Source organism: Actinoplanes sp. NPDC023801, from assembly GCF_040639655.1.
Taxonomy (GTDB): domain Bacteria; phylum Actinomycetota; class Actinomycetes; order Mycobacteriales; family Micromonosporaceae; genus Actinoplanes.
Window position 1 is genome coordinate 47,316 of the sequence record NZ_JBFAAI010000008.1, and the last position, 23,992, is coordinate 71,307.

Below are 23,992 nucleotides of genomic sequence, written 5' to 3' on the forward strand. Positions count from 1 at the left end.
GGTGGCATACCCTCCGTGACGCCACTACCGTTCGGTCGGTCAGATCAGGCGATCGTTTCGATCTCGAACAGGTCCACTCTGCTGAACAGGTCCATGTCGACGCTCGCGACCCGCTCGGAGTGGCCGAACACGTTCTGCCCGTAACGCAGCGGGATGACCGGCATCTCGTCGGCGAGGATGTTCTCCGCCTGCTGCCACTTCCGGATCGACGCCTCCGGCGTGGCCGCCGCCGAGCCCTGCTTCACCAGGTTGTCGAAGGTGGTGTTCGACCAGCCGTAGTAGTTCGAGCCGCCGTTGGTGCCGTACAGCGGGTTGAGGTAGTTCTCCATCAGCGGGTAGTCCATGATCCAGCCGAGGCGGATCAGGCCGATGTCCTGCTTGGCCTGCAGCTTGTCCTGCATGACCGCGAACTTCGGCTCCTGCTCACCGATGCACTTGACCTGCAGCGCCGCGCGGATCTGGTTGCAGGTCGCGTCGACCCAGGACTTGTGGCCACCGTCGACGTTGTAAGTGATCTTGATTTCCGCCGGTCCGCGAGCTTCCCGGTACAGGTCACGCGCCTTCGTCGGGTTGTAGTCGCAGGCCTCGCCGCAGCTGCCCTCGCGGTAACCGCTGACCACCGGCGAGACGAACGACTTGGCCGCCGTCCGCGAGCCCAGGAACACCTGCGACGCGATCTCCTCACGGTTGATCGCCATCGAGATCGCCTTACGGACGTCGGGGTCCTTGTACTGCCTGAGGAACGTCGGGAAGCCGATGAACTCGAAGACCGAGTTCTCGCTCTTCAGGAACCGCTCACCCAGGTCGGCCGGGGCATTGGCCAGCGCGTCGGTCGGGATCGTGGTCTGCACGTCGAGGTTGCCGCTGACCAGGTCGGCGTAGGCCGCCATCTGGTCGCCGTAGATCTTCCAGGTCACGCCGTCGACCTTCGGGACCACGCCCTTGAAGTCGCTGAACTTCTCCACGACGATCTTGTCGTCGTGCTCCCACTTGCCCTTCATCTTGAAGGGACCGTTTCCGATCAGCCGTTCCTCGAAGCCCTTGGCGATCACACCGTCGGACGAGAACGCCGCCTTGGGAAGCGGATGGAAGACCGAGTACGCGAGCACCGACTTGAAGCTGGCGAACGGGGCGGAGAGGGTCACCGTGAAGGTCAGGTCGTCGACCTTCTTCAAGCCGGACAACTTGTTGGTGGTCGGCTTGAGTGCCTTCTGCGGACCGTCCTTGTCCGGGTCCACCGGGTTCAGGTCGGCGTAGCCGGCGATGCGATCGAAGAAGTAGCCACCGCCCTGGGCGTTCGGACCGTAGGCGCCGTAGTTCCACGCGTCGATGTAGTTCTGCGCGGTGACCGGCTCGCCGTTGTGGAAGGTGAAGCCCGGCTTCAGCTTGATGGTCCAGACCTTGTTGCCCTTTTCGACCGAAATCCTCTCCGCGGCCACCTCGACCGGCTTCTTCTCCGCGTCGAAGCTCACCAGCGGGTAGAAGAGGGAGGAGAGGACCTGCGCGCTGCTGCTGTCGGTGGCGTTGGTGGGGAGAAGGTGTTGCGGCTCAGCGATGCTGATCACCACGGCGTTGGACAGTGTCGGATCTTCCGACTCACCACCAGCACAACCGGCGACCAACAAGGAGATGGCGGCCGTAGCGGCCGCCATCTTCCACGGGCGTTTCCCAAGCATGGGAGAGCCTCCTTCAGGGGCGCTCACGAGGGGTGTGTGAGTGAGTGCCACTGTGACACAGAGGCACGAAAACCCGGAGCGCCGTTATCAAGCCGATATTAGCCGTCTACGTCCCGAGAAAGCCTTGTGAGCAACCGTTTAGACGGATCCAACCGGCCTGAACAGGGATTACTCCATGCGGCTTCCGGGGCAGCACGGAGCGCAGCCTATCCGAAAAACTCTCAGGAAACCTGCCCGGAACGGCTCAGACAAGGCGCCGATCGGCTGCCCATCGTGACAGTTCGTAACGGTTACTCATCTGCAATTTACGCAGAACGTTCGAAACGTGCGTCTCGACGGTCTTGATGGAGATGAACAGTTCCTTCGCGATCTCCTTGTACGCGTACCCGCGGGCGAGCAGACGCAGCACCTCGCGCTCGCGGTTGGTGAGCTGATCCAATTCCGGATCGGCGACCGGCACGTCCGGCCGGGAGGCGAACGCGTCAAGCACGAAACCGGCCAGCCTCGGGCTGAACACCGCGTCGCCGTCGGCCACCCGGCGCACCGCAGCGGCCAGCTCGTCCGGCGAGATCGTCTTGGTCACGTACCCCCGCGCGCCGGCCCGGATCAGCCCGATCACGTCCTCCGCGGCGTCCGACACCGACAGGGCCAGGAAGCGGACCTGCGGGTGACTGCGGCGCACCGACTCCAGCACCGCGCGCCCGCCGCCGTCCGGCATGTGCACGTCGAGCAGGACCACATCGGGCTGCACCGCGGCGATCCGGCTGATCGCCTCGCCCACCGTGCTCGCCTCCCCCACCACGTCGACATGCGCACCCAGCTCGGCACGCACTCCCGCGCGGAACATCGCATGGTCGTCGACCAGGAAGACGTTGAGACGCCGGACCTCCGGCTCGATCACGGGCTCGGTCATCGCACAGACTCCTTACCGGCGGTCACACTTTCCCGCGACACGGGAAGCATGAGCCGCACCTCCGTACCGTCTCCGGGGGCGCTGCGGATCTCGGCCCGCCCGCCGTGACGCTGCATGCGCCCGATGATCGACCCCCGCACCCCGTGCCTGGTGTCCGCCACGCCGCCGGGATCGAAGCCGGCGCCACGGTCCCGGACGAAGACGCTCAGCTCATCCTCCTCCACCTCGGCGTACAGCGATACCGTCTGCACGCCCGCATGCCGGGCCGCGTTGACGAGAGCCTCCCGCGCCGCCGCGACCAGTGCGGCGACCCGGTCGTCGCACTGGGTGTCGCCGACCACCACGGTCTCCACGGTGATCGCGAAGGTGTCCTCGACCTCGGCCGCGGCCTGCTCGAGGGCCGCGGCGAACCGCTCGGTCGGCGAGCCGGTCGGGCGGTACAGCCAGTTGCGGAGGCTGCGCTCCTGACCGCGGGCCAGGCGCTGCACCTCCTTGATGTCGGTGGAGTTGCGCTGGATCAGGGCCAGCGTGTGCAGCACCTGGTCGTGGATCATGGCGGCCAGCTCGGCCCGTTCCTGCTCGCGGATCCGGCCCTCACGCTCGGCGCGCAGCTGGCCGAAGGTGCGCCAGACCAGCGGCGCGACCACCACGCCGACACCGAGGAGCCCGACGAAGGCGAAGATCACGCCGTTGAACACGGCGGAGAACGAATCGGTCGGCGAGTAGACGGCGACCACGCCGATGATGCCGACCGCGACCAGGATGCCGCCGCCCAGGAACCGGAACAGGAAGGCCCGCCGGTCGTTCTCCGAGACCATCGCCGCGAACCACGGGGTGGAGGCGAGGTTCTCCGAATGGAACTCGCGGCGGCTGGGGTCGGACTGGTGCCAGATCACGCCGGCGCCGACCGCGATCACCGCGATCATCCAGCCGGCCGTGGTGGCCACCTGGTCCTCGAAGATCTGAGCCTGCAGGAGGACCACGCCCATGCCGATCGCCGCGAACGGCAGCAGGGCGCCCAGGTCACGGCGGGTCGGCTCCTCACCGCCGCGCGCCTCCTGCGGCAGGACCGCCCAGTAGGCGGCGTAGAGCAGCAGGCCGAGGGCGTTGAAGCCGAGCAGGAGCACGAGCGTGATCCGGACGGCCAGCACCGGTAGGCCGAGGTGGCGCGCCAGCCCGGCGGCGACCCCGGCGACGATGCGGTGGTCGCGCGGACGGTAAAGCCGGCGCGGCTCGTTCACGGCAGCGGTACTCACCCTCCGATCGTCACATGCGACGCAAGCCCCGGCCACGGGGATCATCCCCGGTACCGGGGCCGGATATCTCAGGGTGGCCTCAGGGTCGCCTCCGGAAGCGGCTCGGGTCACGCCGCGAGCAGGATCGAAGCATGACCGACGAACCGTCCGGTGCCGGGCCTGTGAAGGGTGACCAGGCACCTTCCGACCAGCCCGGCGGATTCCCGCCCGGCGCGAACGTGCCGCCGTGGGTCTCCGCGGCCTCCGCTGCCTGGACCCGTCAGCAGCTGATCCGCCCCCTGCAGGGCAGATATGTGGCCGGCGTCTGCGGCGCCGTGGCCCGGGCCACCAACACCGACCCGGTGCTCTGGCGGGTGCTGCTCGCCGTGCTCGGGGTCCTGGGCGGCACCGGTGTGCTGCTCTACCTCATCGGCTGGCTGATCATCCCGTCCGAGGGCGACACCGCCTCCCCGATCGAGTCGCTGCTCGGCAAGGGCCGGTCCGGCATGGCACCGCTCTCGGTGGTCCTGCTCGGTGGTGCCGCGCTGCTGACCTTCGCCTTCATCGTGAACTCCGGCGCCCGGGCCAGCATGCTCGCCGCCGCCGTGATCCTCGGAGCGTTTCTGCTGATCAAGAGGGGTGGCGCAGCCTCGTTTCCGGGAACCCCGCCGACCGCCCCGCCCGGTTCGCCCTTCGCGCCGCCGGCCGGGCACCCGCCGGCCGGCGAGGAGCCGACGGTGCCGTTCGTGGCGGCGCCCGCGGCCGCACCGGCCGCTGAATCGGTGACCCCTCCCCCGGCATACACCCCGCCTCCGGCCTACACCCCGTCCCCGGCGTACACGCCGCCCCCGCCGCCGGTGCCGCCGGCCGGAGGGGTCCGGCCGCCGTTCGCGCCGCACGGGCCGTTCGCCGGGCACACCCCGCCTCCCCCGGCGCCACCGGCTCCGCCCCGTCCGCCGAAGCCGCCCAAGGAGCGGTCGGTCCTCGGCCGGCTGACCTTCTTCGCCGTCCTCATGGTGACCGGTCTGATCGGCGCCCTCGACATGAGCGGCGTGGACGTCGACATCTCCGCCTACTTCGCGGCGGCGCTGGTCACCACGGCGCTCGGGCTGATCGTGGGTGCCTGGTTCGGCCGGGCCCGTGGACTCATCGCGCTCGCCCTGGTGCTGAGCTTCGGACTGGGTGTCTCGTCCGGCCTGGAGCGTTTCGGCCGGGAGTGGACGCCGAGCGTCTATCGGCCCACCACCATCGCCGCGGTCGCCGATCAGTACGACTTCAACGTCGGCAACGTCACCCTGGACCTGCGCCAGGTCGACTTCGCCGGGCAGACCCAGCCCATCGCGGTCAACATGAAACTCGGCCAGATGAAGGTCCTGCTCCCGGAGAAGGTCGACACCACGGTCGAGGCGGCCGTCGAGGGTGGCCGTCTGGTGCTCTTCGGTGAGGAGTTCGCCGACGGCACCTATCAGGAGAGGACCGACCTGGGCACGGACGGCACCGGTGGCGGCAACCTGACCCTGAACATCCGGCTCGAGGCCGGGAACGTGGAGGTGATCCGATGAAGCCGCACCGCATGGACGGGGTCTCCCTCAGCTTCGGCCTGATCTTCCTGATGGTCGCGCTCTGGTGGGCGGCCTCCCAGGTGATCACCCTCCAACTGCCGGCGGTGGGCTGGATCGTGGCCGGTGGACTGATCTTCTTCGGCGTCGTCGGCCTGCTCGGGGCGATCCGCTCGGGCCGGCGTGAGGTGCCCGCTCCGGTTCCGGCCACCGCCTCGGTCGAGACGCCGGGCGACCTTCCCCCCGAGATGCACGCCTCGATCGTCCGGGAGCTGCTCGACGATCCGGCCGACAAGTTCTCCCGGGAACAGCAGTCCGCCGAGCGTCCGCACGAGATTTGAGCCACCGGATGCCCCGCCCGAGGGACGACCACCCGCGGGCGGGGCAATATGCTCGGCTGATGACCGCGTTTCCGACCGTTTCCGTGGCGCCCGTCCCCGGCGTGGGTGACCGGGCCGCCCGAGCCCTGACCGCCGAGTTCGCCCGGCAGAACGCGGCCACGTCCGCGCTGCTGGTCGGCGCCGACCATGCCTCGGCCGTGGTGGCCGCCGCCGTCGAGGCACTCCTCCCGGGTGACACGCTCACCCTTGTTCCCGGCGTCAACAGCAGCACCGACGTGCTCCGCGGCCACATCACCGGTCTCGGCAGCTGGGTGGCCGACCGGGTGAAGATCGTCGAGTCCCTCGACGAGGCCCAGCCGGCCGACGTGCTGATCGTCGGGGAGCCGCTGACCGGCACCGCCGAGGAGGCCCGCAGCCTGATCGACCAGCTCGGGAAGTACCTCGCCGACGGCGCCGTCCTCTCGGTGGCCGTGCCCGCCGGCCCCGGCCGCACCCAGGGCGCCGCCGCCGAACTGTTCCGTCAGGGCGCGCTCTTCGGTGTCGGCTCCGACCTGGTGATCCGCAACCAGCCGCCACTGCGCGTGCACAAGCTGCGGTTCAGCCCGGCCGAGGTGGCGACCGCTGCCAAGCTCGCCCCGGCCTTCAAGACCTCGAGCGTGCCGGTGACCCGCGCCATGCACATCGACTCGAACGGTGTCGCCGCCGCCGGGATCGCGCTCGGCCTCGCCGCGCTCGCCCGCCGTGCCCGGCCCCAATCCAAGCTGTGGCTGATCCCGGCGCTGGCCGCCGCGCCGGTCGCCGCGTTCTTCCGCGACCCTGAGCGCGACGTGCCGACCGACCCGTCGGCGGTGATCTCGGCCGCGGACGGCAAGGTCCTCTCGGTCGAGCGGATGCGCGACGAGCGCTTCGGCCCCGGCGAGTTCCTGCGGATCGCGGTCTTCCTGTCGGTCTTCGACGTGCACGTCAACCGGGTCCCGGTGGCCGGCCGGGTCGCCGACTACTTCGTCGAGGAGGGCGGTTACGCCAACGCGGCAACCGCGGCGGCCGAGCACAACGTCGCCGCCTACACCGTTCTCGACACCGACCACGGCACGGTCGCGGTCGCGCAGCGGACCGGTCTGATCGCCCGCCGCATCGTGCAGCGGGCGCCGGTCGGCACGCTGCTGGCCAAGGGCGAACGGTACGGCCTGATCCGTTTCGGCTCGCGCACCGACGTCTACCTGCCCGCCGACAGGGCCGAGGCGCTGGTCACGGTCGGCGAGCGCGTCGTCGGCGGCTCGACGGTCATCGCCCGCTTCACGAAGTGACGACCGCGGCAGGCGGCCACGGCCGCCTGCCGCAACGTGGTGACCTGCGCCCGCCGGCGCATCGCACATCACCACGCAAGACGAGCGCACAAGCAACGTGGTGACCTGTGCCCGCCGGCGCACCGCACATCACCGCGCGGCGGCTGTGGACACGCGAGAAGGCCGCTTCCCCGAGGGGAGGCGGCCTTCTCGGCGTCAGTCGTCAGACGCGCTTGGCGCGCATCCACAGGATCGGGCCGCTGACCAGGTAGGTAGCGACGATCAGCACGAACGTCATGCGGGCGTCGATGAGGACGCCCACGATCGGCAGCAGGAACAGCCACGGCGGCAGCTTCATGAGGCGGGCGAGCTTGGCGTACGGGAAGCTCGAGACCATCGCGAACGCCAGCAGCGTGACCCCGCCGAGCAGCACCATGCCGGGCAGCGGCAACCCGATCAGAACGGTCAGCGCGAGCACCGCGGCGGCCATCGTGGTGGGCACGCCGCAGAAGAAGCGGCCGTCCTTCGGCGAGACGTTGAACCGGGCCAGCCGGATCGCGGCGCAACCGGCCACCAGGACGGTCGCGATCGCGGCGGCGGCCGGCGGCACCTCGTCGGCCAGGGAGGCGTAGACCACCACCGGCGCGGCGAGACCGAACGAGCACATGTCGGCGAGCGAATCCATCTGCGCGCCGAACGGGCTGGCGACGCCGAGCTTGCGGGCGAGCGCGCCGTCCAGGCCGTCGAAGATCACGCAGGCCACCAGGCAGGCCGCGGCGATCCGGACCTGACCGTCCATGGCCAGGAAGATCGCCAGCAGGCCGAGGCCGAGGCTGGCCAGGGTGCAGGCGTTGACGAGCGCGAAGCTCGCCCGGCGGGACATGGTGCGCTCACCGGGAAGCAGGGGGATGGAAGCCGGCGCCGGGTCTGGCCCGGCGACGGAAACGTCCACAGGAGCCCCCGGCGCGGGAATCGTGAGAGTCCGCACCGAATCGGAACCGATGTGCAGCACCTCAGCCCGGGTCGCGGTCGCGGCCCGCCCGGTGTCGGTGGAGCGGCGGCCCACCCGAACCATCAGGGCCTGCCGGGCGATAGATCCGCCGCGGCGCAACCGGCCAGCCCAACGACGCCCAGCGGGACGGGGACTATCCGTCGTACGACGCCGGCGCCAAGGGGTACTCGGCACGTGCTTCCTCCATGGAGTTCGGTTGTTCCGCCGGGGACTTGTGAGCCCAGCGAAATTGCGGGTTACACCATCGCACAGCCGGACGGCCTTGGCGAGAGGCTAACGATCACTGGGGTACAACCACGAGAGCCGACCGTTTCATTCCCTACGTGGTTACTTTCCCTGCACCGACCGACGGAACCTTCTTCGACCTTCTGATTCCTTATTTTAGCCCGTACGGCCCAAAGCATCCCGGGCCAGTTCGGTGAGAGGCAGGTTGCGGGCCTGCTCAGGCGTGTACCAGGCGGCCTCCGCGGTGGATCCGCCGGCCGCCTCGGTGACCGCCGCATCGGTCGGTTCGGGAACCGTGACGTGGTAGACGACCCGGATGGTGTGCCAGTCGATCGGCACTCCTTCGGGGCCGAGCGCGGACGGGTCGTACCGATGGGAGACCCCGATCAGACCGGTGATCCGGCCACGCTGGGACGTCTCCTCGTACAGTTCGCGGGCCAGCGCCTGCTCCGGTGTCTCGCCGAAGTCGGTGCCGCCGCCGGCCAGGTGCCACCGCCCGCCGCCGGGGTATCCGTCGGCGATCCGGGTCAGCAGGATCCGGCCGTCCGGATCGGTGGCGTGTGCGTACGCTCCGAACCGCTGCACCCGTCCGGGTCGCTCCGGTTCACCGGCCGGCACCGCACCGAGGTCGGCGGCCGGGAAGCTGATGCCGAGGGCGCCGGCCGTGAACGGCAGCAGCGGGCGGGCCGCCACGTCCGCCGGTGTCACCCATTCGGCGAGATCACTCGTGCCGGCGGTCTCGTGGCGCAGCGTGCCCCCGGCCGCCTCGACGTCGTACAGGATCCGGTCGGTGTGCTCGATCGAATCGTCGGGGAGGCGGGCCAGATCGGCGAGCACGGTCCGCACGCCGGTGATCCGCACGATGAGGCCGGTCTCCTCGGCGAACTCCCGGACCACGGTGTCGTCCGGGTGCTCGCCGTGGTCGATGCCGCCGCCCGGCAGGGACCAGATGCCGGGGAACGCGCCGGCGTCGGATCCTCGGGTGAGAAGGACGCTGCCGTCGGCCGAGCGGCACACCCCGTACGCCGCCGCCCGTCTTCTGATCTTCACCGGCTCCAGGTTAGCGTGGTTCTATATCAGCCGCGCCGCTCGCAAGGCGTCGGCCGTCACCTCGGTGATGTGGTCGGAGGCCAGCTCGGCGACCTCTTTGAGCGGCATCCATCGGGCCTCGGCCGTGGAACCGCCGACGTCGTGGATGGTCACCTCGGTGGGCCGTTCGACGACGACCCGGTAGAACGCCCGGACGCCGTGCCAGTCGATCGGGTACCCCTCGGGCCCGAGTGAGGCGGCGTCCCGGTGGCTGGCCACGCCGAGCAGCTCGACGATGCGGCCCTCCTGTCCGGTCTCCTCGACGAGTTCACGCAGCAGCGCGGTGCCCGGCTGTTCGCCGTAGTCGGTGCCGCCGCCGGGCAGGTGCCAGCAGCCGCCGCCCGGGTAGCCCTCGGAGATCCGGGTGAGCAGGAGGTTCTGGTACGGGTCGGTGGCGATCGCGTACGCCGCGAACCGCTGTGCCCGGTGCAGCCCGTCCGGCCCCTGGTAGGCGTAGAAGGAGGGGAAGACCGGCGCCTCCTCGGGCCGCAGGTCCCCGGACGCGGCGGAGAGCCCGAGCGCGGCCGCGGTGAACGGCCGGAGTTTCAGTTTCTCGGCCTCTTCGAGGGTGTGCCAGCGGGCCAGGTCGGTGGGGTGGCCGACCCGGTCGATGAGGTTCCCGCCGCGCACCGAGACCGAGTAGACGAGCCGGTCGGTGTGGATGGTGACGCCACGGTGCGGCATGGAGCGCATGTCGGCGAGGACGTCGTGCAGTCCGGTCACGGCGACGGAGAGCCCGGTCTCCGCCGCGGTCTCGCGGACGACGGTGTGGTTGGGGTCTTCGCCGTGGTCGACGGCGCCGCCGGGCAACGACCAGACTCCGGGGGTACCGGATTTGGACGATGCCCGGACCAGGAGGACGCGGCCTTCGCCGTCGCGGGCGACGGCGTAGGCGGCGATCCGGCGGAGCGGTTCCAGTGCGGGGGTCACGGGCGGCAATTCTGCCCGGAATATGTTACCTCTCAAGAACTTTTGTCAAATTCCTGACAGTGGGATAGCGGTGAGTAATCGCAGCTCAGGGCGGGTTACGCCGCCCTGAGCGATTGATCCACTACTGACCGTTACTCCCACTCGATGGTGCCCGGGGGCTTGCTCGTGATGTCCAGCACGACCCGGTTGATCTCGCGCACCTCGTTGGTGATCCGGTTCGAGATCTTGGCGATCAGGTCGTACGGCAGGCGCGACCAGTCGGCCGTCATGGCGTCCTCCGAGGACACCGGACGCAGCACCACCGGGTGCCCGTAGGTGCGCCCGTCGCCCTGCACGCCGACGCTGCGCACATCGGCGAGCAGCACCACCGGGAACTGCCAGACCTCGCGGTCCAGTCCGGAGGCGGCCAGTTCCTCGCGGGCGATCAGGTCGGCCGCGCGCAGGACGTCGAGGCGCTCCCGGTCGACCGCGCCGATGATGCGGATCGCCAGGCCGGGGCCGGGGAACGGGTGCCGCTGCACCATCTCCTCCGGGAGGCCCAGCGCGGCACCGAGGGCACGCACCTCGTCCTTGAACAGGGTGCGCAGCGGCTCGATCAGCGCGAACTGCAGGTCGTCGGGCAGGCCACCGACGTTGTGGTGCGACTTGATGTTCGCCGTACCGGTGCCGCCGCCGGACTCGACGACGTCCGGATAGAGGGTGCCCTGCACCAGGAACTCGATGTGACGCTCGGCGTCGAGCTCGCGAGCCGCCTGCTCGAACGTGCGGATGAACTCCCGCCCGATGATCTTGCGCTTCTGCTCCGGGTCGGTGACCCCGGCCAGGTGCCCCAGGAACTGCTCCGAAGCGTCGACGACCTTCAGGCGGATACCGGTCGCGGCGACATAGTCCTTCTCGACCTGCTCGGCCTCGCCCGCACGAAGCAGGCCGTGGTCGACGAAGATGCAGGTGAGCTGGTCACCGACCGCCTTGTGGACGAGAGCCGCGGCCACCGCGGAATCGACGCCGCCGGAGAGACCGCAGATGACCTGCTTGTCGCCCACGACCGAGCGGATCAAGGCGACCTGGTCGTCGATGATGTTCCCGGGAGTCCAGGTCGGGGAAATGCCGGCGATGTCGTACAGGAAGCGCTTGAGCATCTCCTGGCCCTGCTCGGTGTGCGCCACCTCGGGGTGGAACTGCACACCGGCCCGCTTCGTGGTCAGGTCCTCGAAGGCGGCAACCGGGGCGCCGGGCGTGGAGGCGGTGACCGTGAAGCCCTCCGGGGCGACCGCGACGCTGTCGCCGTGGCTCATCCAGACGGGCAGGTCGGCGGGCAGTTCGCGGAGCAGGGTGCCGCCGCGGCTCTCCAGAAGGGTGCGGCCGTACTCCCGGGAGCCGGTGTGCGCCACCGTGCCGCCGAGTGCCTGGGCCATCGCCTGGAAGCCGTAACAGATGCCGAAGACCGGAACGTCGTTGTCGAACAGACCGGGGTCGAGCGACGGAGCTCCGGGCTCGTAGACGCTCGAGGGTCCGCCGGAGAGGATGATCGCGGCGGGGTTCTTCGCCAGCATCTCGGCCACCGGCATCGAGTGCGGGACGATCTCGGAGTAGACACGGGCCTCGCGGACCCGGCGGGCGATCAACTGAGCGTACTGGGCGCCGAAGTCGACGACGAGGACGGGACGCGGGGTGCTCACCCGCCGAGGATACCGGCGGGTGAGCACCCCGAACTTGTCAGGCCCGGTAGTACGTGCGGATCGTCGTGTACCTCACGTTGCCCGCCTTGTCGTAAGCGCGGACCCGTACCTTCATCGTCCGGCTCTGGCTGGAGACCTTGAAGGAGAGCACGTAGCCCGTCTTCGTGTCGGTCGCCACCACCTTGCCGTTGACCAGCAGCTGAACCTTGCTGATGCCCGACTTGTCACTGGCCTTGGCGTACACCTTCACGGTGCCCTTGACCTTGGCCTTGTTGGCCGGGGCCTTGGTCACCGACACCGCCGGGGCGAGGTTGTCGGCCGTGTACCAGCGAGCCGGCAGCCAGACGTTGTTGCCGGCCCGGTCGTAGACCCGCAGCTGGACTTTGATCGGCCCGTTGCGGCCCTGCGTACGGAGGGTCGGCGCGAACGGGGCGACGTAGTCCCACCCGTGCCATTTGCCGTCGACGTAGATGTCGACGTTGCGGATGCCGGACAGGTTGTCCTTCAGCCCGGACGGGGTGACCGCCAGGTTGCCGCGCACCTTCGCGTTCGCCGCCGGACTGAACCCGGTGGCCGACGGCACACCGGTGTCGTTGCCCTTGGTCAGAGCCCCGGCCGCGTCCACTGAGCCGAACATGGTCCAGGTGTTGTCCTTACGCGCCGACGCGGTGATCCCGTACCGGATGCCCCAGCCCTGGTAGGTGGGCCGGTGCGAGGCGACGAGCGCCGCCACGCCGGAGACGAGCGGAGCCGCGAACGAGGTGCCCTGCACGTTGTACGGGTCCTGGTACTCGGGTGACCAGCACTGCGAGTTCGAGGACGGCGCATCGGAGCAGTACTGACCGGTCCGGGTCATCGCCGCCGTGATGCCCGGCGCGGACACGTCCACCCAGTTGCCGTAGCTGGAGAACGAGGCCCGCGCGGTGGTGCTCCGGCGGGTGTCGGAGGCGCCGACCGCGAGCACGTCCGGGTACGCCGCGGGGTACTGCATCGTCGTGGTGCCCTCGTTGCCGGCCGCCGCGACGACCAGGGCGCCCTTGGCGTTGGCCCAGGCCACCGCGTCCTTCATCACCGCCGATGCCGAGGGGCCGCCGAGCGACAGGTTGATCACCTTGGCGCCCTGACCGGCCGCCCACATGATGCCCTCGGCGATGTCGGAGTGCCAGCCGCTGCCGTTGCTGTCGAGAACCTTGACCGGCAGGATGTCGCACTGCGCGCAGACACCGGCCATACCGGAACCGTTGTTCGGCGTCGCGGCGATCAGCGAGGCCACCATGGTGCCGTGGCCCTCGTCGTCGGAGGGGTCGCTGTCACCGCGCTCGACGAAGTCGTAACCCTGCAGGACCTTGCCGGTCAGGTCACCGACCGCGTTCACGCCGGTGTCGACGACCGCGACCTTGACCTTGGCGCCGGTCGTGGTGTCCCAGGCGGTGGGCACCCGCATCTGGGCCAGCTCCGGCTGGCCGCCCTGGACGAACAGCGGGTCGTCCGGAGTGACCTCCATCTTCTTGGCCCGCGGGTCGACCTGCACGTACGCGACGTTCGGGTCGAGTCGCAGCGCCGCCTGCACGGCCGCCGCGCGGCTGCCCGGCACCTCGACCGACTTGACGCCGATCTCGCTGAGCAGGCGGCGTGCGGTGCTGCCGCCGGCGCTGTCGGCCTGGGCCAGCCCGAGCCTGCTCAGAGTGGGAAGTGTGATGTCCGCCTCGACGCCGTCCCGCAGGCCGACCAGGAGACGGACGGGAAGTTCACGGCCGGCACCGGTGACCGAGGCGCCCGCGACCGGCGCCAGAACGCTGCCGGTGACCAGGGCCGTGGTGGCGGCGAGACCGACGACTATCCGCCGGCGATTGGATTTCATTCTTGGATTGCCTCCCCGTGGGGCGATCCGCCGCGGACCGGCGAATCGCCGAGCCAGAGTACCGGTGATCTTCAATCTGGCAATAGCCCGCGGCATTGAGCGTTACCGGCTTCTCATTTACTGTTCGCGCTATGCGGAACAGCAAGATCACCTGGTCGATCGTGGCCGGCACCGCCGTCGCCCTGGTCGCCGGAGTGGGCGTCGCCATCGCGGTGAACCGGGACTCCTCGGGGTCCGCCGCCGCGCCGGTCGCCTCCGCGAGCGCCGCGGCCGGGAACAGCACGCCGAGCGCCTCCCCCGCGCCGTCTCCCGGCGCGGACATCGAAGGGCCCCTCGACCTGGTGCTGATCGGTGTGGACACCCGGGTGAGCATCCCCGGCTACGAGCCGCACGCCGACACGATCATGCTGCTCCACGTGGAAGCGGACCTGAAGTCCGGTTACCTCTTCTCACTGCCGCGGGATCTGCGGGTCGACATTCCGGCGTACAAAAAGTCCGGATTCCGTGGTGGACGGCACAAGATCACCGAGGCGATGAGCCGCGGTTCCCGAATCCCCGGTTCCGACAAGAAAAGCGTCGAACAGGGTTACGAACTGCTCACCAAGGCCCTTAGTGCGTATACCGGCATCAAGACGTTCCACGGCGGGGCCGTCCTCAATTTCCAGGGCCTCGACAAGCTCGTCGACGAGCTCGGCGGCATCGACCTGGTGGTCGACCAGAAGGTGAAGTCACGGCACCGCACGCCGGACGGCAGGATGCGGCCGTTGTCCGGCGGTGACTACTACGGACCGCAGGCGGTCTACCAGCCCGGCCGGCGGCACCTGGTCGGCTGGCAGGCACTCGACTACGGCCGCCAGCGGTACGGGCTGCCCAACGGCGACTACGACCGGCAGCGGCACCACCGGCAGCTGGTCGAGGCGATCCTCGACAAGGCCCTCTCGCAGGGGCTCGACGATCCGGCCAAGCTGCGCTCCGTCATGGACGCCCTCGGGGAGTCACTCGTCTACGTGGGCGGCCGTACCCCCTTCGAGTACGCCTACGCACTCCGCGACCTCGACGCCTCGAAGATCACCACGGTGTCGCTGCCCGGCGAGGGCGTCGGCAGTGGCGGAGGCTACCTGGGTGAGCAGCTCAAGGAGGAGGGCCGTGGGTTCGTCAAGGCGATCGCCAAGGGCAACCACGAGGCGTACCTGAGGTCGCACCCGAAACTCGTCGACAAGGGCTAGACGTACCCTCGAATCATGAGGCGACGGGTGGGCGGGCTGATCGTGCTGTTGGCGCTCTCCGGGTGCTCGCCCGTCAAGGACGACCCGGTGCCGGGTCCCACGTCGAGTGCCCCGGGTTTCCGGCCCGGGGCCGACGGTGCGGGCGACCCCTACTTCCCGAAGTACGGCAACGGCGGCTACGACGTCGGCGGCTACGATCTGGCGCTGCGCTACGACCCCTCGTCCGGCCGCCTGCAGGGCACCGCGACCCTCACCGCCACCGCCACCCAGGACCTGTCCCGCTTCAACCTCGACCTGAGCGGCCTGAGCGCCACCGGGGTCACCGTCGACGGGGCCGCCGCGACAGCCAAGGCCGAGGAGGCCGAGCTGGTCGTCACGCCCGCCGCCGGGATCCCGTCCGGGCGCGGGTTCACCGTGGTCGTCACCTACGGCGGCACGCCCACCCCGACCAAGAACGACACCCTCGGCACCAGCGGCTGGCTGCGCGACGGCAGCTCCGGTGCGATCGCGCTGGGCCAGCCCGAGTCGGCGAGCACCTGGTTCCCGGTCAACGACCACCCGTCGGACAAGGCGACCCTCAAACTCGCGATGACCGTGCCGCGGGGTGTCGAGGTGATCGCCAACGGTGTTCCCGGCAAACGCGACACCGCGAACGGCTGGACCACCTGGCGCTGGTCCGAGGATTCCCCGATGGCCAGTTATCTCGCCACCGTGGTGATCGGCCAGTACCGGGTCACCGAGTCCGTCCACGCCGGACGGCCGATGGTCATCGCGGTTCCCGAGTCGATGCCCGCGAACGATCCGGCCGTGAAGTCGCTGGCCCGTACCGGGGAGATCACCGACTTCCTGGAGACACAGTTCGGGCCGTACCCCTTCAAGGCCAACGGCGGGGTCGTCGTCGAGGAGGAGAAGATCAAGTACGCGCTGGAGACCCAGTCGCGCCCGGTCTACGGCAACGTGTTCTTCCTGGGCGGCGAGAACACCGGGGTGGTCGCGCACGAACTGGCCCACCAGTGGTTCGGCGACAGCGTCGCCCTCGCCCGCTGGCAGGACATCTGGCTCAACGAGGGTTTCGCCACGTACGCCGAGTGGCTCTGGGCGGAGCACGACGGCGAGGACACCGCGCAGCAGATCTTCGACCGCACGTACGCGAGCTTCAACTGGACCGAGGCACCCGGCGACCCCACACCGCGACGCCTCTTCGGATCGGCCGTCTACCAGCGCGGCGGCATGACGGTCCATGCACTCCGCAGGACCATCGGTGACGACGCCTTCTTCAAGCTGGTCAAGTCCTGGACGGCCGAGCACCGCGACGGCAACGTGACCACGGACCAGTTCATCAAGGCCGCCTCCACTGCGGCGGGGCGTGACCTCGCGCCCTTCTTCAAGTCCTGGCTGACCGACCCGGCAAAACCCCCGAAACCCTGATTTCGTACGGCTACGAGGAGCACCCGGGCTCCGCAGCGACGTTTCCCCGGCGCAAGCTCTCCAGCGCCCGCGCCGGGCTGCTGCCCACCAACCCGCCCGCCCACCGTCTCCTACCCAGCTGGCACACACCGCTGCCTCGACCACGTTGAGACGGCGGTGGCGCGCAGCTGGGCGTGGCTCGGGGCGTGGCCCGCCGCGGGACTGGAGCTGGGACGAGAAACGGCGGGCCCGGGGGCCCGCCGTTTTCGTGTACGTGGTCGGTCAGTGGTCGAGGACCAGGGAGACCTTCTGGAACTCCTTCACGTCGCGGTAGCCGCACTTGGCCATCGCGCGCTTCAGACCGCCGAACAGGTTGAGCTGGCCGTTGGCGCTGTTCGCGGGGCCGTACAGGACCTCCTCGAGGGTGCCGTCCGGCTCGCCAGCGATACAGAAACCACCGCGCGGGAGGGCCGGGTGCGAAGCAGCCGAGTGCCACCACGCGCCTCCGGCCGGGGCACCTTCGGCGAGCGACAGCGGCTCACCGAGCATGACAGCGTCGGCGCCGCAGCCGATGGCCTTGGCGATGTCCCCGGAGGTGGCGATGCCACCGTCGGCGATCAGGTGCACGTACCGGCCACCGGTCTCGTCGAGGTAGTCACGGCGGGCGGCCGCGGCGTCGGCGATCGCGGTCGCCATCGGCACCCGGATCCCGAGAACGGTGTCCGTCGTGGACCACTCGTCGGCGCCGACACCCACGATGACGCCGGCCGCACCGGTCCGCATCAGGTGCAGGGCCGTCTTGTAGTCGGTGCAGCCGCCGACGATGACCGGCAGGTCGAGGTCGGCGATGAACTCCTTGAGGTTCAGCGGTTCGTCCGTCGTGGACACGTGCTCGGCCGAGACCAGGGTGCCCTGGATGACCAGCAGGTCGACGCCCGCGTCCAGCACCACCGGCGCGAGAGCCAGGGTGTGCTGCGGCGACACCCGGACGGCCGTGGTGACGCCGGACGCGCGGATCTCGCGTACCCGCTCGGCGATCAGTTCCGGCTTGATCGGCTCGGCGTAGACCTCCTGCAGGCGCCGGGTGGCGTCGGCGTCCTCGTCGAGCGAGGCCAGCTCTTCGAGGATCTTGGAGGGGTCCTCGTAACGGGTCCAGAGGCCTTCGGCGTTGAGCACACCGAGGCCGCCGAGGCGGCCCAGCGCGATCACCGACTCGGGGCTCTGGGTGGCGTCCGACGGGTGCGCGACGCAGGGGATCTTGAAGGGGTAGGCGTCGAGCTTCCACTCGGTCGACACGTCGTCCACGTCGCGGGTGCGACGGCTCGGAACGATGGCGATGTCGTCCAGGTGGTAGCCGCGCTGGGCGGTCTTCCCGAGGCCGATCTCCACGACGTCACGCATGACTGACAGTCCTCTTTTAAGGGGGCGGTGTTACCGCGAGTGGTAGTTGGGGGCTTCGACGGTCATCTGGATGTCGTGCGGGTGGCTCTCCTTGAGGCCGGCCGCCGTGATCCGGATGAGCTGTCCACGCTCCTGCAGGTCGGTGATGGTCTCCGCACCGGCGTAGCCCATCGCCAGCCGGACACCGCCGACCAGCTGGCCGACCACCCGGGAGAGCGGGCCGCGGTAGGGCACCTGACCCTCGACACCCTCCGGAACCAGCTTCTCCTCGGGCACGTCGTGCTGGAAGTAGCGGTCCTTGGAGTAGGACTTGGCCTGACCGCGTGACTGCATGGCGCCGAGTGAACCCATGCCGCGGTAGGACTTGAACTGCTTGCCGTTCACAAAGATCAGCTCGCCGGGGCTCTCCTCGGAGCCGGCCAGCAGACCGCCGAGCATCACCGCGTTGGCGCCGGCCACCAGGGCCTTGGCGATGTCGCCGCTGTACTGGATACCGCCGTCGCCGATCACCGGGACGCCGGCCGGCTTGCAGGCGCGGGACGCCTCCATGATCGCCGTGATCTGCGGCACACCGACGCCCGCAACGATCCGGGTGGTACAGATCGCGCCGGGGCCGACACCGACCTTGACCGCGTCGGCACCCGCCTCGACCATCGCCTTGGCACCCGCGTACGTCGCCACGTTGCCCCCGACGATGTCGGTGACGGTGTCCTTCTTGAGCCGGGCGATCATGTCGAGCACCTGGCGCTGGTGACCGTGCGAGGTGTCCACGATGATCACGTCGACGCCGGCGTCGATCAGGCCACGGGCCCGCTTGTACGAGTCGTCGCCGACCCCGACCGCGGCGGCCACCCGGAGACGGCCCTGGTCGTCCTTGGTGGCGTCCGGGTACTGCTCGGACTTGGTGAAGTCCTTCACGGTGATCAGCCCGCGCAGCCGGCCGCTCTCGTCGACCAGCGGCAGCTTCTCCACCTTGTGGCGGCGCAGCAGGTCGAGCGCGTCGGCCTTGCTCACCCCGACCGGGGCGGTGATCAGCGGCGACTTGGTCATCACGTCGCGCACCTTGGTGCTCGGGTCGGTGACGAACCGCATGTCACGGTTGGTCACTATCCCGACGAGCCGGCCCTCGCCGTCGACCACCGGGACACCGGAGATCCGGTACTTCGCGCAGAGCGCGTCGACCTGGCCCAGGGTGTCGTCGGGGCTGCAGGTGATCGGGTTGGTGATCATGCCGGACTCGGAGCGCTTCACCAGGTCGACCTGGGCGGCCTGATCCTCCGCGGAGAGATTGCGGTGCAGCACGCCGATGCCGCCCTCACGCGCCATGGCGATCGCCATGCGGGCCTCGGTCACCGTGTCCATCGCCGCGGACAGCAGCGGGATCGTGAGCTCGACGTTGCGGGTCAGGCGAGTGACCGTGTTGACCCGGCTGGGCACCACGTCCGACTCACCGGGCTGCAGCAGCACATCGTCGAACGTGAGGCCGAGAGGAACGGTGCGAGCGCTGTCGTTTTCCACAGATCATTCCCTAGAGAAGAGGCGGAGTTCATCATCCTACCCATCCCGGAGCGGCCACCCGGGCGGCGGACAGAACGTGCGGGCCAGCACACCCGCTCGGGAGGTGAGTACGGTATGGGGGTGCAAGATGAGCCCATCGACCCGTTCAACGGCGACCCGACCGATCCGGCCGCCGAACTCGACGACCTCAACGAGGACGCCGAGTCCGAACCGCTGACCGAGGAAGAGCGGCAGGACGTCCTGGAGGACCTCTCCGACCTGGAGATCTACCAGGCGCTGCTCAGTCCGACGGGCATCCGCGGGCTGGTGATCGAGTGCGAGGACTGCCACGAGCCGCACTACTTCGACTGGGATCTGCTGCGAGGCAACCTGCGGCACCTGCTGACCAGCGGCCGCCCAAGGGTCCACGAGCCCGCCTACGACCCCGACCCCGATCACTACGTGACGTGGGAGTACGCCCGAGGCTACGCAGACGGCGTGCATGACACCCTGACCGAGGGCTCAGACGACGAAACCCCCTAAACCCCCAAACCAACACCAAAGCCCCCACAGCCCCAAAGAGGCCAAGGCCCAAGGCCGCCGGCCCCAAGCGCAAGCCGCCAGGCCAAGAAACCCAAACCGCCGAGAAAACGCAAGGCCGCCAGGCAAAACGCAAGGCCGCCAGGCAAAACGCAAGGCCGCCAGGCCAACACGCCACGCGAGGCCGCGAGGCCGCCAGGCCAAGGCGACCGACCAAGCCGGGACGCCTCAGACCACAGAACCACCGGCCCACACGTGCGTAGCCACGAAACCCGCCAAACATCGCCCGCACGTTTTCCAGTGCACACGTGGCCACGGGACAACCCGCAAAATGCCGCCGGTGACGAGGCAGTCGATTTGCCGACGCCCAGCGGGGTTTGCTGGGTGGCGGGAAATCGCCTGCCTCGTCACCGGTTACAAGGCATTTTGCCGCGGAGCGAAGCGAAGCCAGCCAGCTCAGCAAACCAGGCCGGCCCACCTGAGCCACCAGGCCAACCCACCGGCCTACCTGAGCCACCAGGCCAACCCACCGGCCCACCCGAGCCACCAGGCCAATCCACCGGCCCACCCGAGCCACCAGGCCAACCCACCGGCCCACCCGAGCCACCAGGCCAACCCACCGGCCCACCCGAGCCACCAGGCCAACCCACCGGCCCACCCGAGCCACCAGGCCAACCCACCGGCCCACCCGAGCCACCAGGCCGACCTCTCCGCCACATCTCAGCCTCCAAGGTGTGACCCAAGCCCGATAAACCGGCCCAGCTCACCAGCTCCCAAGCGGCTGGGTCTGGGTAAGGCGGCCCGGTCGCCTCAACCCGGCCCCGAGATGACCTGCCCGGCTCACCTCGACAACCGAGCCGACCAACCGGCCCCACCGTCCGCCCGACCCAACCGGAGCGGCCCAGCCAGCCGCCCGGCTCACCTCCAGCCCCAAGGCGACCGAGCCGCCGACCTAAGCGACAAGCCCCGCCCGGAATCCCGCCGCCACAGCGTGAGCCCGGTCCCGCGCCCCCAGCTTGCGGAACAACCGCCGGGCGTGAGTCTTGACGGTGTCTTCGGAGACGAACAGTTCTCGGCCGATCTCGGCGTTGCTCTTGCCGTCTGCCATCCCCCGCAGCACCTGTAGTTCACGTTCGGTGAGCGTGAGCCGCCGCCCGGCGGGCTGCGCGTCGGTCATCCCGACGCCTGCCTCGTTGCCGGGCCACGCCACCATCGGCCGGCCGGTCGCCGGGTCGATGGGTGCGTCGCCACGCTGCGACGGCACCATCGGGGCGTTGGGCCCGAGCATGGCGGGTACCGCGGCGGCGTTGTGCACGCCGATGCCGCCGGGTCCCTGCTGGTATTGGCCGCGGGCGGCCGGGGAGTTGTTGTTGCGGACGCCGCCGGCCACGGTGGCCGGTTGAGCGTTGGCGCCGTTGATCGGCATGCCTTGCGGGCGTACCGGCAACAGCAGTAGGAGCAGCGCTTTCGCCACGACGCTGACCAGGTCGTGCTCGACGCCGCGGATGACCCCGCGGGCGCCGGCGGCGACTGCGGCCGCTGCGACCCGGGGGTCTTCAGCGCCGAAGAGCACCAACTGCGCCTGTGGGGCACGGGCTAGTACGCGCCGGGTGAACCCGACGCTGTCGGGCCGGGTCACGGCGGTGTCGGCCAGGACCACTTCGGCGGGCCGTTCCGCCAGTCGGATCATGGCCTCGGTCTCGCTGACCGCGGTCCGGACGACGCCGGTCATGCCGAGCCGGGCCGCGGTGGACGCGACGGTCTGGGCCGCCAGCGGGGTTCGGACGCACACGAGGACGGTACGCACAGTGATCCTCCTTCTCTCTCAGAGGAGATCACGCGAGGGCCGCAGCATTACGCGCTTTAGATGGAAAAAACGGGAAAGAAAGGTATGACTTGCCACCCCTTGCCATACGGCTCGCGAAGACATCGACATGGTGCGTGTGAGCCGGGCGTTGCCGGGGTACACCGCCGAAAGGCCGTCTCCAGGCCCCTCACGACGAACGCTCCGCGGTGCCGCGCGGGAGGAGGGTGTTGATGTCGAACGTTCGCAGGCTGCCCGGTCCCATCGCCGATCTCTGGGATTGGCAGAGACTGGGACTCTGCCGGGGCCGGGACAGTGCACAGTTCTTCCACCCCGACGGCGAGCGCGGGTCGTCCCGCAATCGTCGCGAGGCGAAGGCGAAGGCCATGTGCGGCGTCTGCCCGGTTCGGGCCGAGTGTGCCGCGCACGCCCTCGCCGTTCGCGAGCCGTACGGCGTGTGGGGAGGTTTCAGCGAATCGGAGCGGCTGCGGCTGCTCGCGATCGGCTGGGAAGACCTTGCCGATCGTCACGGACGAGTCGACCTGCTACGGCTCGAGGCACGCCTCGGCCGGCCCCACAAGACGGCGGTACCGGCGCAACGGCAGGCCCCGGCGGCCTGACGGCGTCCGGCGCGCGGCATCACCACACGGCTTCCGGCACGGTCCTCCGCGGAGGGCCGTGTCGAGTGGTTCAGCGGTTCTTCAACCGCATTGGTGGACATGCAAGCCACCGTATGAGCGACTTGCATTCCCGAGTCGGACCGAAAGTGCGGCTTTCAACTAGCCGATGTCGACGGTCACCTGGTGCAGTCCGGTGGCGCCGTCCGGGGCCGGCGGGGCTTCCAGCGGTGTCTGGGTCACCCCATCGAGATCGGTCGCACGTACCCGAAGGGTGTGCCGCCCGGCGGAGGCCGCCCAGGTCAGGCTCCACTGCCGCCAGGTGTCCGCGGAGACCGCCGCGGCGAGCTCAGCGGTCTGCCACGGACCGTCGTCCACCTGCACCTCGACCTTGGCGATGCCCCGATGTGTCGCCCATGCGACTCCCGCGACCGTCACCGTTCCGGCCGGCTTCCGCGCACGGTCACGCGGAGTGTCGATTCGGGACTGCGTCTTCACCGGGGCCTGGGCGGACCACCCGCGCGGCACCCAGTAGGCGTCGAAGTCGGCGAACCGGGTCAGCTCGATCTCGGTGATCCATTTGCAGGCCGAGACGTAGCCGTACAGTCCGGGAACGACCATCCGGACCGGGAAGCCGTGCGCGACCGGCAGCGGCTCGGAGTTCATCCCGATCGCGAGCAGCGCGTCCCGGCCGTCGCGAAGTACCGCGGTCGGTGTGCCGCACGTCCAGCCGTCCGACGAGCGTTGCACCGCCTGATCCGCTTCGGGCAGGGGGCCGGCCTCGTCGAGCAGTGCCTTGATCGGGGTGCCCAGCCAGAGCGCGTTGCCGATCAAGTCGCCGCCGACCTCGTTCGAGACGCAGGCGAGCGTCAGGTACCGCTCGACCATCGGCCGTTTCAGCAGCTCGGCCCAGGTGATCGTGATCGGGTTGCGAACCATCCCGTGGATCCGCAGGCTCCACGACTCCGGGTCCACCTGCGGCGTGACCAGGGCGGTGTCGATCCGGTAGAAGTGCCGGTTGGGCGTCACGTAGGGCACCGCACCGGGCGTGTTCACCCCGGCCGGCAGCACGGGCGTGGGCTCGGCCGCGGGCGGCAGCGTGATGCCGGCGCGGGCCGAGGTCACCGTGCGGCGCGAGGTGAGCAGCCGGCCACCGACCCCCGTGGCCGCCGTCACGGCGGCCACGATCCCCAGGTCGCGGACAAAACGGCGACGACCTTCCTGGATCTCGTACGACTCCGTGCCGCCCTCGTCGATGCGCGCCGCACCGGCCCGCCGCGTCAGGTGTCGCAGCACCGCCACGGCCACCAGCGCCCCGGCGATCGACGGCACCACAGAGGCCGCTCCGGCACCCGGACGGGTCACCGCCGCCAGCGCTCCCACCAGCCCGAACAGCCCGATCCCGGCGACCGCCAGTGCCCATCGCCGGCCGGCCAGCACACCGACCCCGTACGCGTAGACGGCGAGCAGCAGGGCCGTACCGATGATCAGGGCGGTCTTGTCGTGCACCCCGAAGACGGCGATGCCGAAGTCCTTGACCGGAGCGGGCACATGATCGACCACCACCCCGCCGACCGCCACGAGCGGAGCCGAACGCGTGCCGGTCAGGACGGCGAACAACTCGGCCACGCCGAGCGCCACCGCGGCCGCCGCCACCCCGGCCAGCCCGGGTCTGATCGTTGCCTTCACCCCAC

General features: G+C 69.8%; 19 protein-coding genes. 7 read left to right on the forward strand and 12 right to left on the reverse strand.

Annotated elements, in window-relative coordinates; translation table 11 throughout:
- Positions 1–44: 44 nt before the first annotated feature.
- From AB0G04_RS16770 to AB0G04_RS16780, 3 genes are all read right to left on the reverse strand, one after another.
- Positions 45–1,676 carry an ABC transporter substrate-binding protein gene (locus AB0G04_RS16770; RefSeq protein ID WP_360982929.1) on the reverse strand — a complete coding sequence of 544 codons (1,632 nt, stop codon included), beginning with the start codon at positions 1,674–1,676 and terminating at the stop codon, positions 45–47.
- Between the two features lie 244 nt (positions 1,677–1,920).
- A complete protein-coding gene (locus AB0G04_RS16775; RefSeq protein WP_360982931.1) occupies positions 1,921–2,589 on the reverse strand; it encodes a response regulator transcription factor in 669 nt (222 codons plus the stop codon).
- A complete protein-coding gene (locus AB0G04_RS16780; RefSeq protein ID WP_360982933.1) occupies positions 2,586–3,845 on the reverse strand; it encodes a PspC domain-containing protein in 1,260 nt (419 codons plus the stop codon). Before AB0G04_RS16780 ends, AB0G04_RS16775 begins: the two co-directional genes overlap by 4 nt.
- 131 nt (positions 3,846–3,976) lie before the next feature.
- Between AB0G04_RS16780 and AB0G04_RS16785 the strand changes: the two genes are divergently transcribed.
- Genes AB0G04_RS16785 through AB0G04_RS16795 form a run of 3 tightly spaced genes read left to right on the forward strand, consistent with a single transcriptional unit; the run spans position 3,977 to position 7,031 of the window.
- Positions 3,977–5,386: a PspC domain-containing protein gene (locus AB0G04_RS16785; protein WP_360982935.1), complete on the forward strand. Its 1,410-nt coding sequence runs from the start codon at positions 3,977–3,979 to the stop codon at positions 5,384–5,386.
- The gene (locus AB0G04_RS16790) at positions 5,383–5,724 is read left to right on the forward strand and encodes a phage holin family protein (protein WP_360982937.1); all 342 of its coding nucleotides are present in this window, start codon (positions 5,383–5,385) and stop codon (positions 5,722–5,724) included. The genes AB0G04_RS16785 and AB0G04_RS16790 overlap by 4 nt, the downstream gene beginning before the upstream one ends.
- 59 nt (positions 5,725–5,783) lie before the next feature.
- Positions 5,784–7,031 (forward strand): phosphatidylserine decarboxylase, encoded by a 1,248-nt coding sequence (locus tag AB0G04_RS16795; protein ID WP_360982939.1) that lies wholly within the window; start codon positions 5,784–5,786, stop codon positions 7,029–7,031.
- Positions 7,032–7,233: 202 nt separating this feature from the next.
- On the opposite strand, the gene AB0G04_RS16800 is transcribed toward AB0G04_RS16795, so the two are convergent.
- The 5 genes from AB0G04_RS16800 to AB0G04_RS16820 form a co-directional block, all read right to left on the reverse strand.
- On the reverse strand, positions 7,234–8,121 hold the full coding sequence (locus AB0G04_RS16800) for a CDP-alcohol phosphatidyltransferase family protein (RefSeq protein WP_360982941.1): 888 nt from the start codon (positions 8,119–8,121) through the stop codon (positions 7,234–7,236).
- A 282-nt stretch (positions 8,122–8,403) separates the two neighbouring features.
- Complete coding sequence (locus AB0G04_RS16805; RefSeq protein ID WP_360982944.1) at positions 8,404–9,297, reverse strand: NUDIX domain-containing protein; 894 nt, start codon at positions 9,295–9,297, stop codon at positions 8,404–8,406.
- A 21-nt stretch (positions 9,298–9,318) separates the two neighbouring features.
- Positions 9,319–10,266, reverse strand: coding sequence for an NUDIX domain-containing protein (locus tag AB0G04_RS16810; protein ID WP_360982946.1), 948 nt, complete (start codon positions 10,264–10,266; stop codon positions 9,319–9,321).
- 131 nt (positions 10,267–10,397) lie between these two features.
- Positions 10,398–11,945 (reverse strand): glutamine-hydrolyzing GMP synthase, encoded by a 1,548-nt coding sequence (gene guaA, locus AB0G04_RS16815; RefSeq protein ID WP_360982948.1) that lies wholly within the window; start codon positions 11,943–11,945, stop codon positions 10,398–10,400.
- Positions 11,946–11,982: 37 nt separating this feature from the next.
- On the reverse strand, positions 11,983–13,806 hold the full coding sequence (locus tag AB0G04_RS16820) for a S8 family serine peptidase (RefSeq protein ID WP_360982950.1): 1,824 nt from the start codon (positions 13,804–13,806) through the stop codon (positions 11,983–11,985).
- Between the two features lie 131 nt (positions 13,807–13,937).
- Between AB0G04_RS16820 and AB0G04_RS16825 the strand changes: the two genes are divergently transcribed.
- Both AB0G04_RS16825 and AB0G04_RS16830 read left to right on the forward strand, forming a co-directional pair.
- On the forward strand, positions 13,938–15,032 hold the full coding sequence (locus AB0G04_RS16825; RefSeq protein ID WP_360982952.1) for an LCP family protein: 1,095 nt from the start codon (positions 13,938–13,940) through the stop codon (positions 15,030–15,032).
- A gap of 15 nt (positions 15,033–15,047) precedes the next feature.
- Entirely contained in the window at positions 15,048–16,460 is a 1,413-nt protein-coding gene (locus AB0G04_RS16830) for a M1 family metallopeptidase (protein ID WP_360982954.1), read from the forward strand.
- 261 nt (positions 16,461–16,721) lie between these two features.
- On the opposite strand, the gene AB0G04_RS16835 is transcribed toward AB0G04_RS16830, so the two are convergent.
- Both AB0G04_RS16835 and guaB read right to left on the reverse strand, forming a co-directional pair.
- Positions 16,722–17,840 (reverse strand): GuaB3 family IMP dehydrogenase-related protein, encoded by a 1,119-nt coding sequence (locus AB0G04_RS16835; protein ID WP_360293205.1) that lies wholly within the window; start codon positions 17,838–17,840, stop codon positions 16,722–16,724.
- 30 nt (positions 17,841–17,870) lie between these two features.
- On the reverse strand, positions 17,871–19,358 hold the full coding sequence (gene guaB / locus AB0G04_RS16840; protein WP_360982956.1) for an IMP dehydrogenase: 1,488 nt from the start codon (positions 19,356–19,358) through the stop codon (positions 17,871–17,873).
- A gap of 120 nt (positions 19,359–19,478) precedes the next feature.
- Here guaB and AB0G04_RS16845 point away from each other — a divergent pair, with 120 nt between their 5' ends.
- Positions 19,479–19,880 (forward strand): DUF5319 domain-containing protein, encoded by a 402-nt coding sequence (locus AB0G04_RS16845; RefSeq protein WP_360982958.1) that lies wholly within the window; start codon positions 19,479–19,481, stop codon positions 19,878–19,880.
- A 949-nt stretch (positions 19,881–20,829) separates the two neighbouring features.
- Here AB0G04_RS16845 and AB0G04_RS16850 read toward each other — a convergent pair.
- Positions 20,830–21,684: a helix-turn-helix transcriptional regulator gene (locus tag AB0G04_RS16850; protein ID WP_360982960.1), complete on the reverse strand. Its 855-nt coding sequence runs from the start codon at positions 21,682–21,684 to the stop codon at positions 20,830–20,832.
- A gap of 230 nt (positions 21,685–21,914) precedes the next feature.
- Here AB0G04_RS16850 and AB0G04_RS16855 point away from each other — a divergent pair, with 230 nt between their 5' ends.
- Positions 21,915–22,301, forward strand: a complete 387-nt coding sequence (locus tag AB0G04_RS16855) for a WhiB family transcriptional regulator (protein ID WP_360982962.1) — start codon at positions 21,915–21,917, stop codon at positions 22,299–22,301.
- Between the two features lie 159 nt (positions 22,302–22,460).
- Here the strand turns inward: AB0G04_RS16855 and AB0G04_RS16860 are convergent, their stop codons facing one another.
- The gene (locus tag AB0G04_RS16860) at positions 22,461–23,987 is read right to left on the reverse strand and encodes a molybdopterin-dependent oxidoreductase (protein ID WP_360982964.1); all 1,527 of its coding nucleotides are present in this window, start codon (positions 23,985–23,987) and stop codon (positions 22,461–22,463) included.
- Between the last annotated feature and the right edge of the window lie 5 nt (positions 23,988–23,992).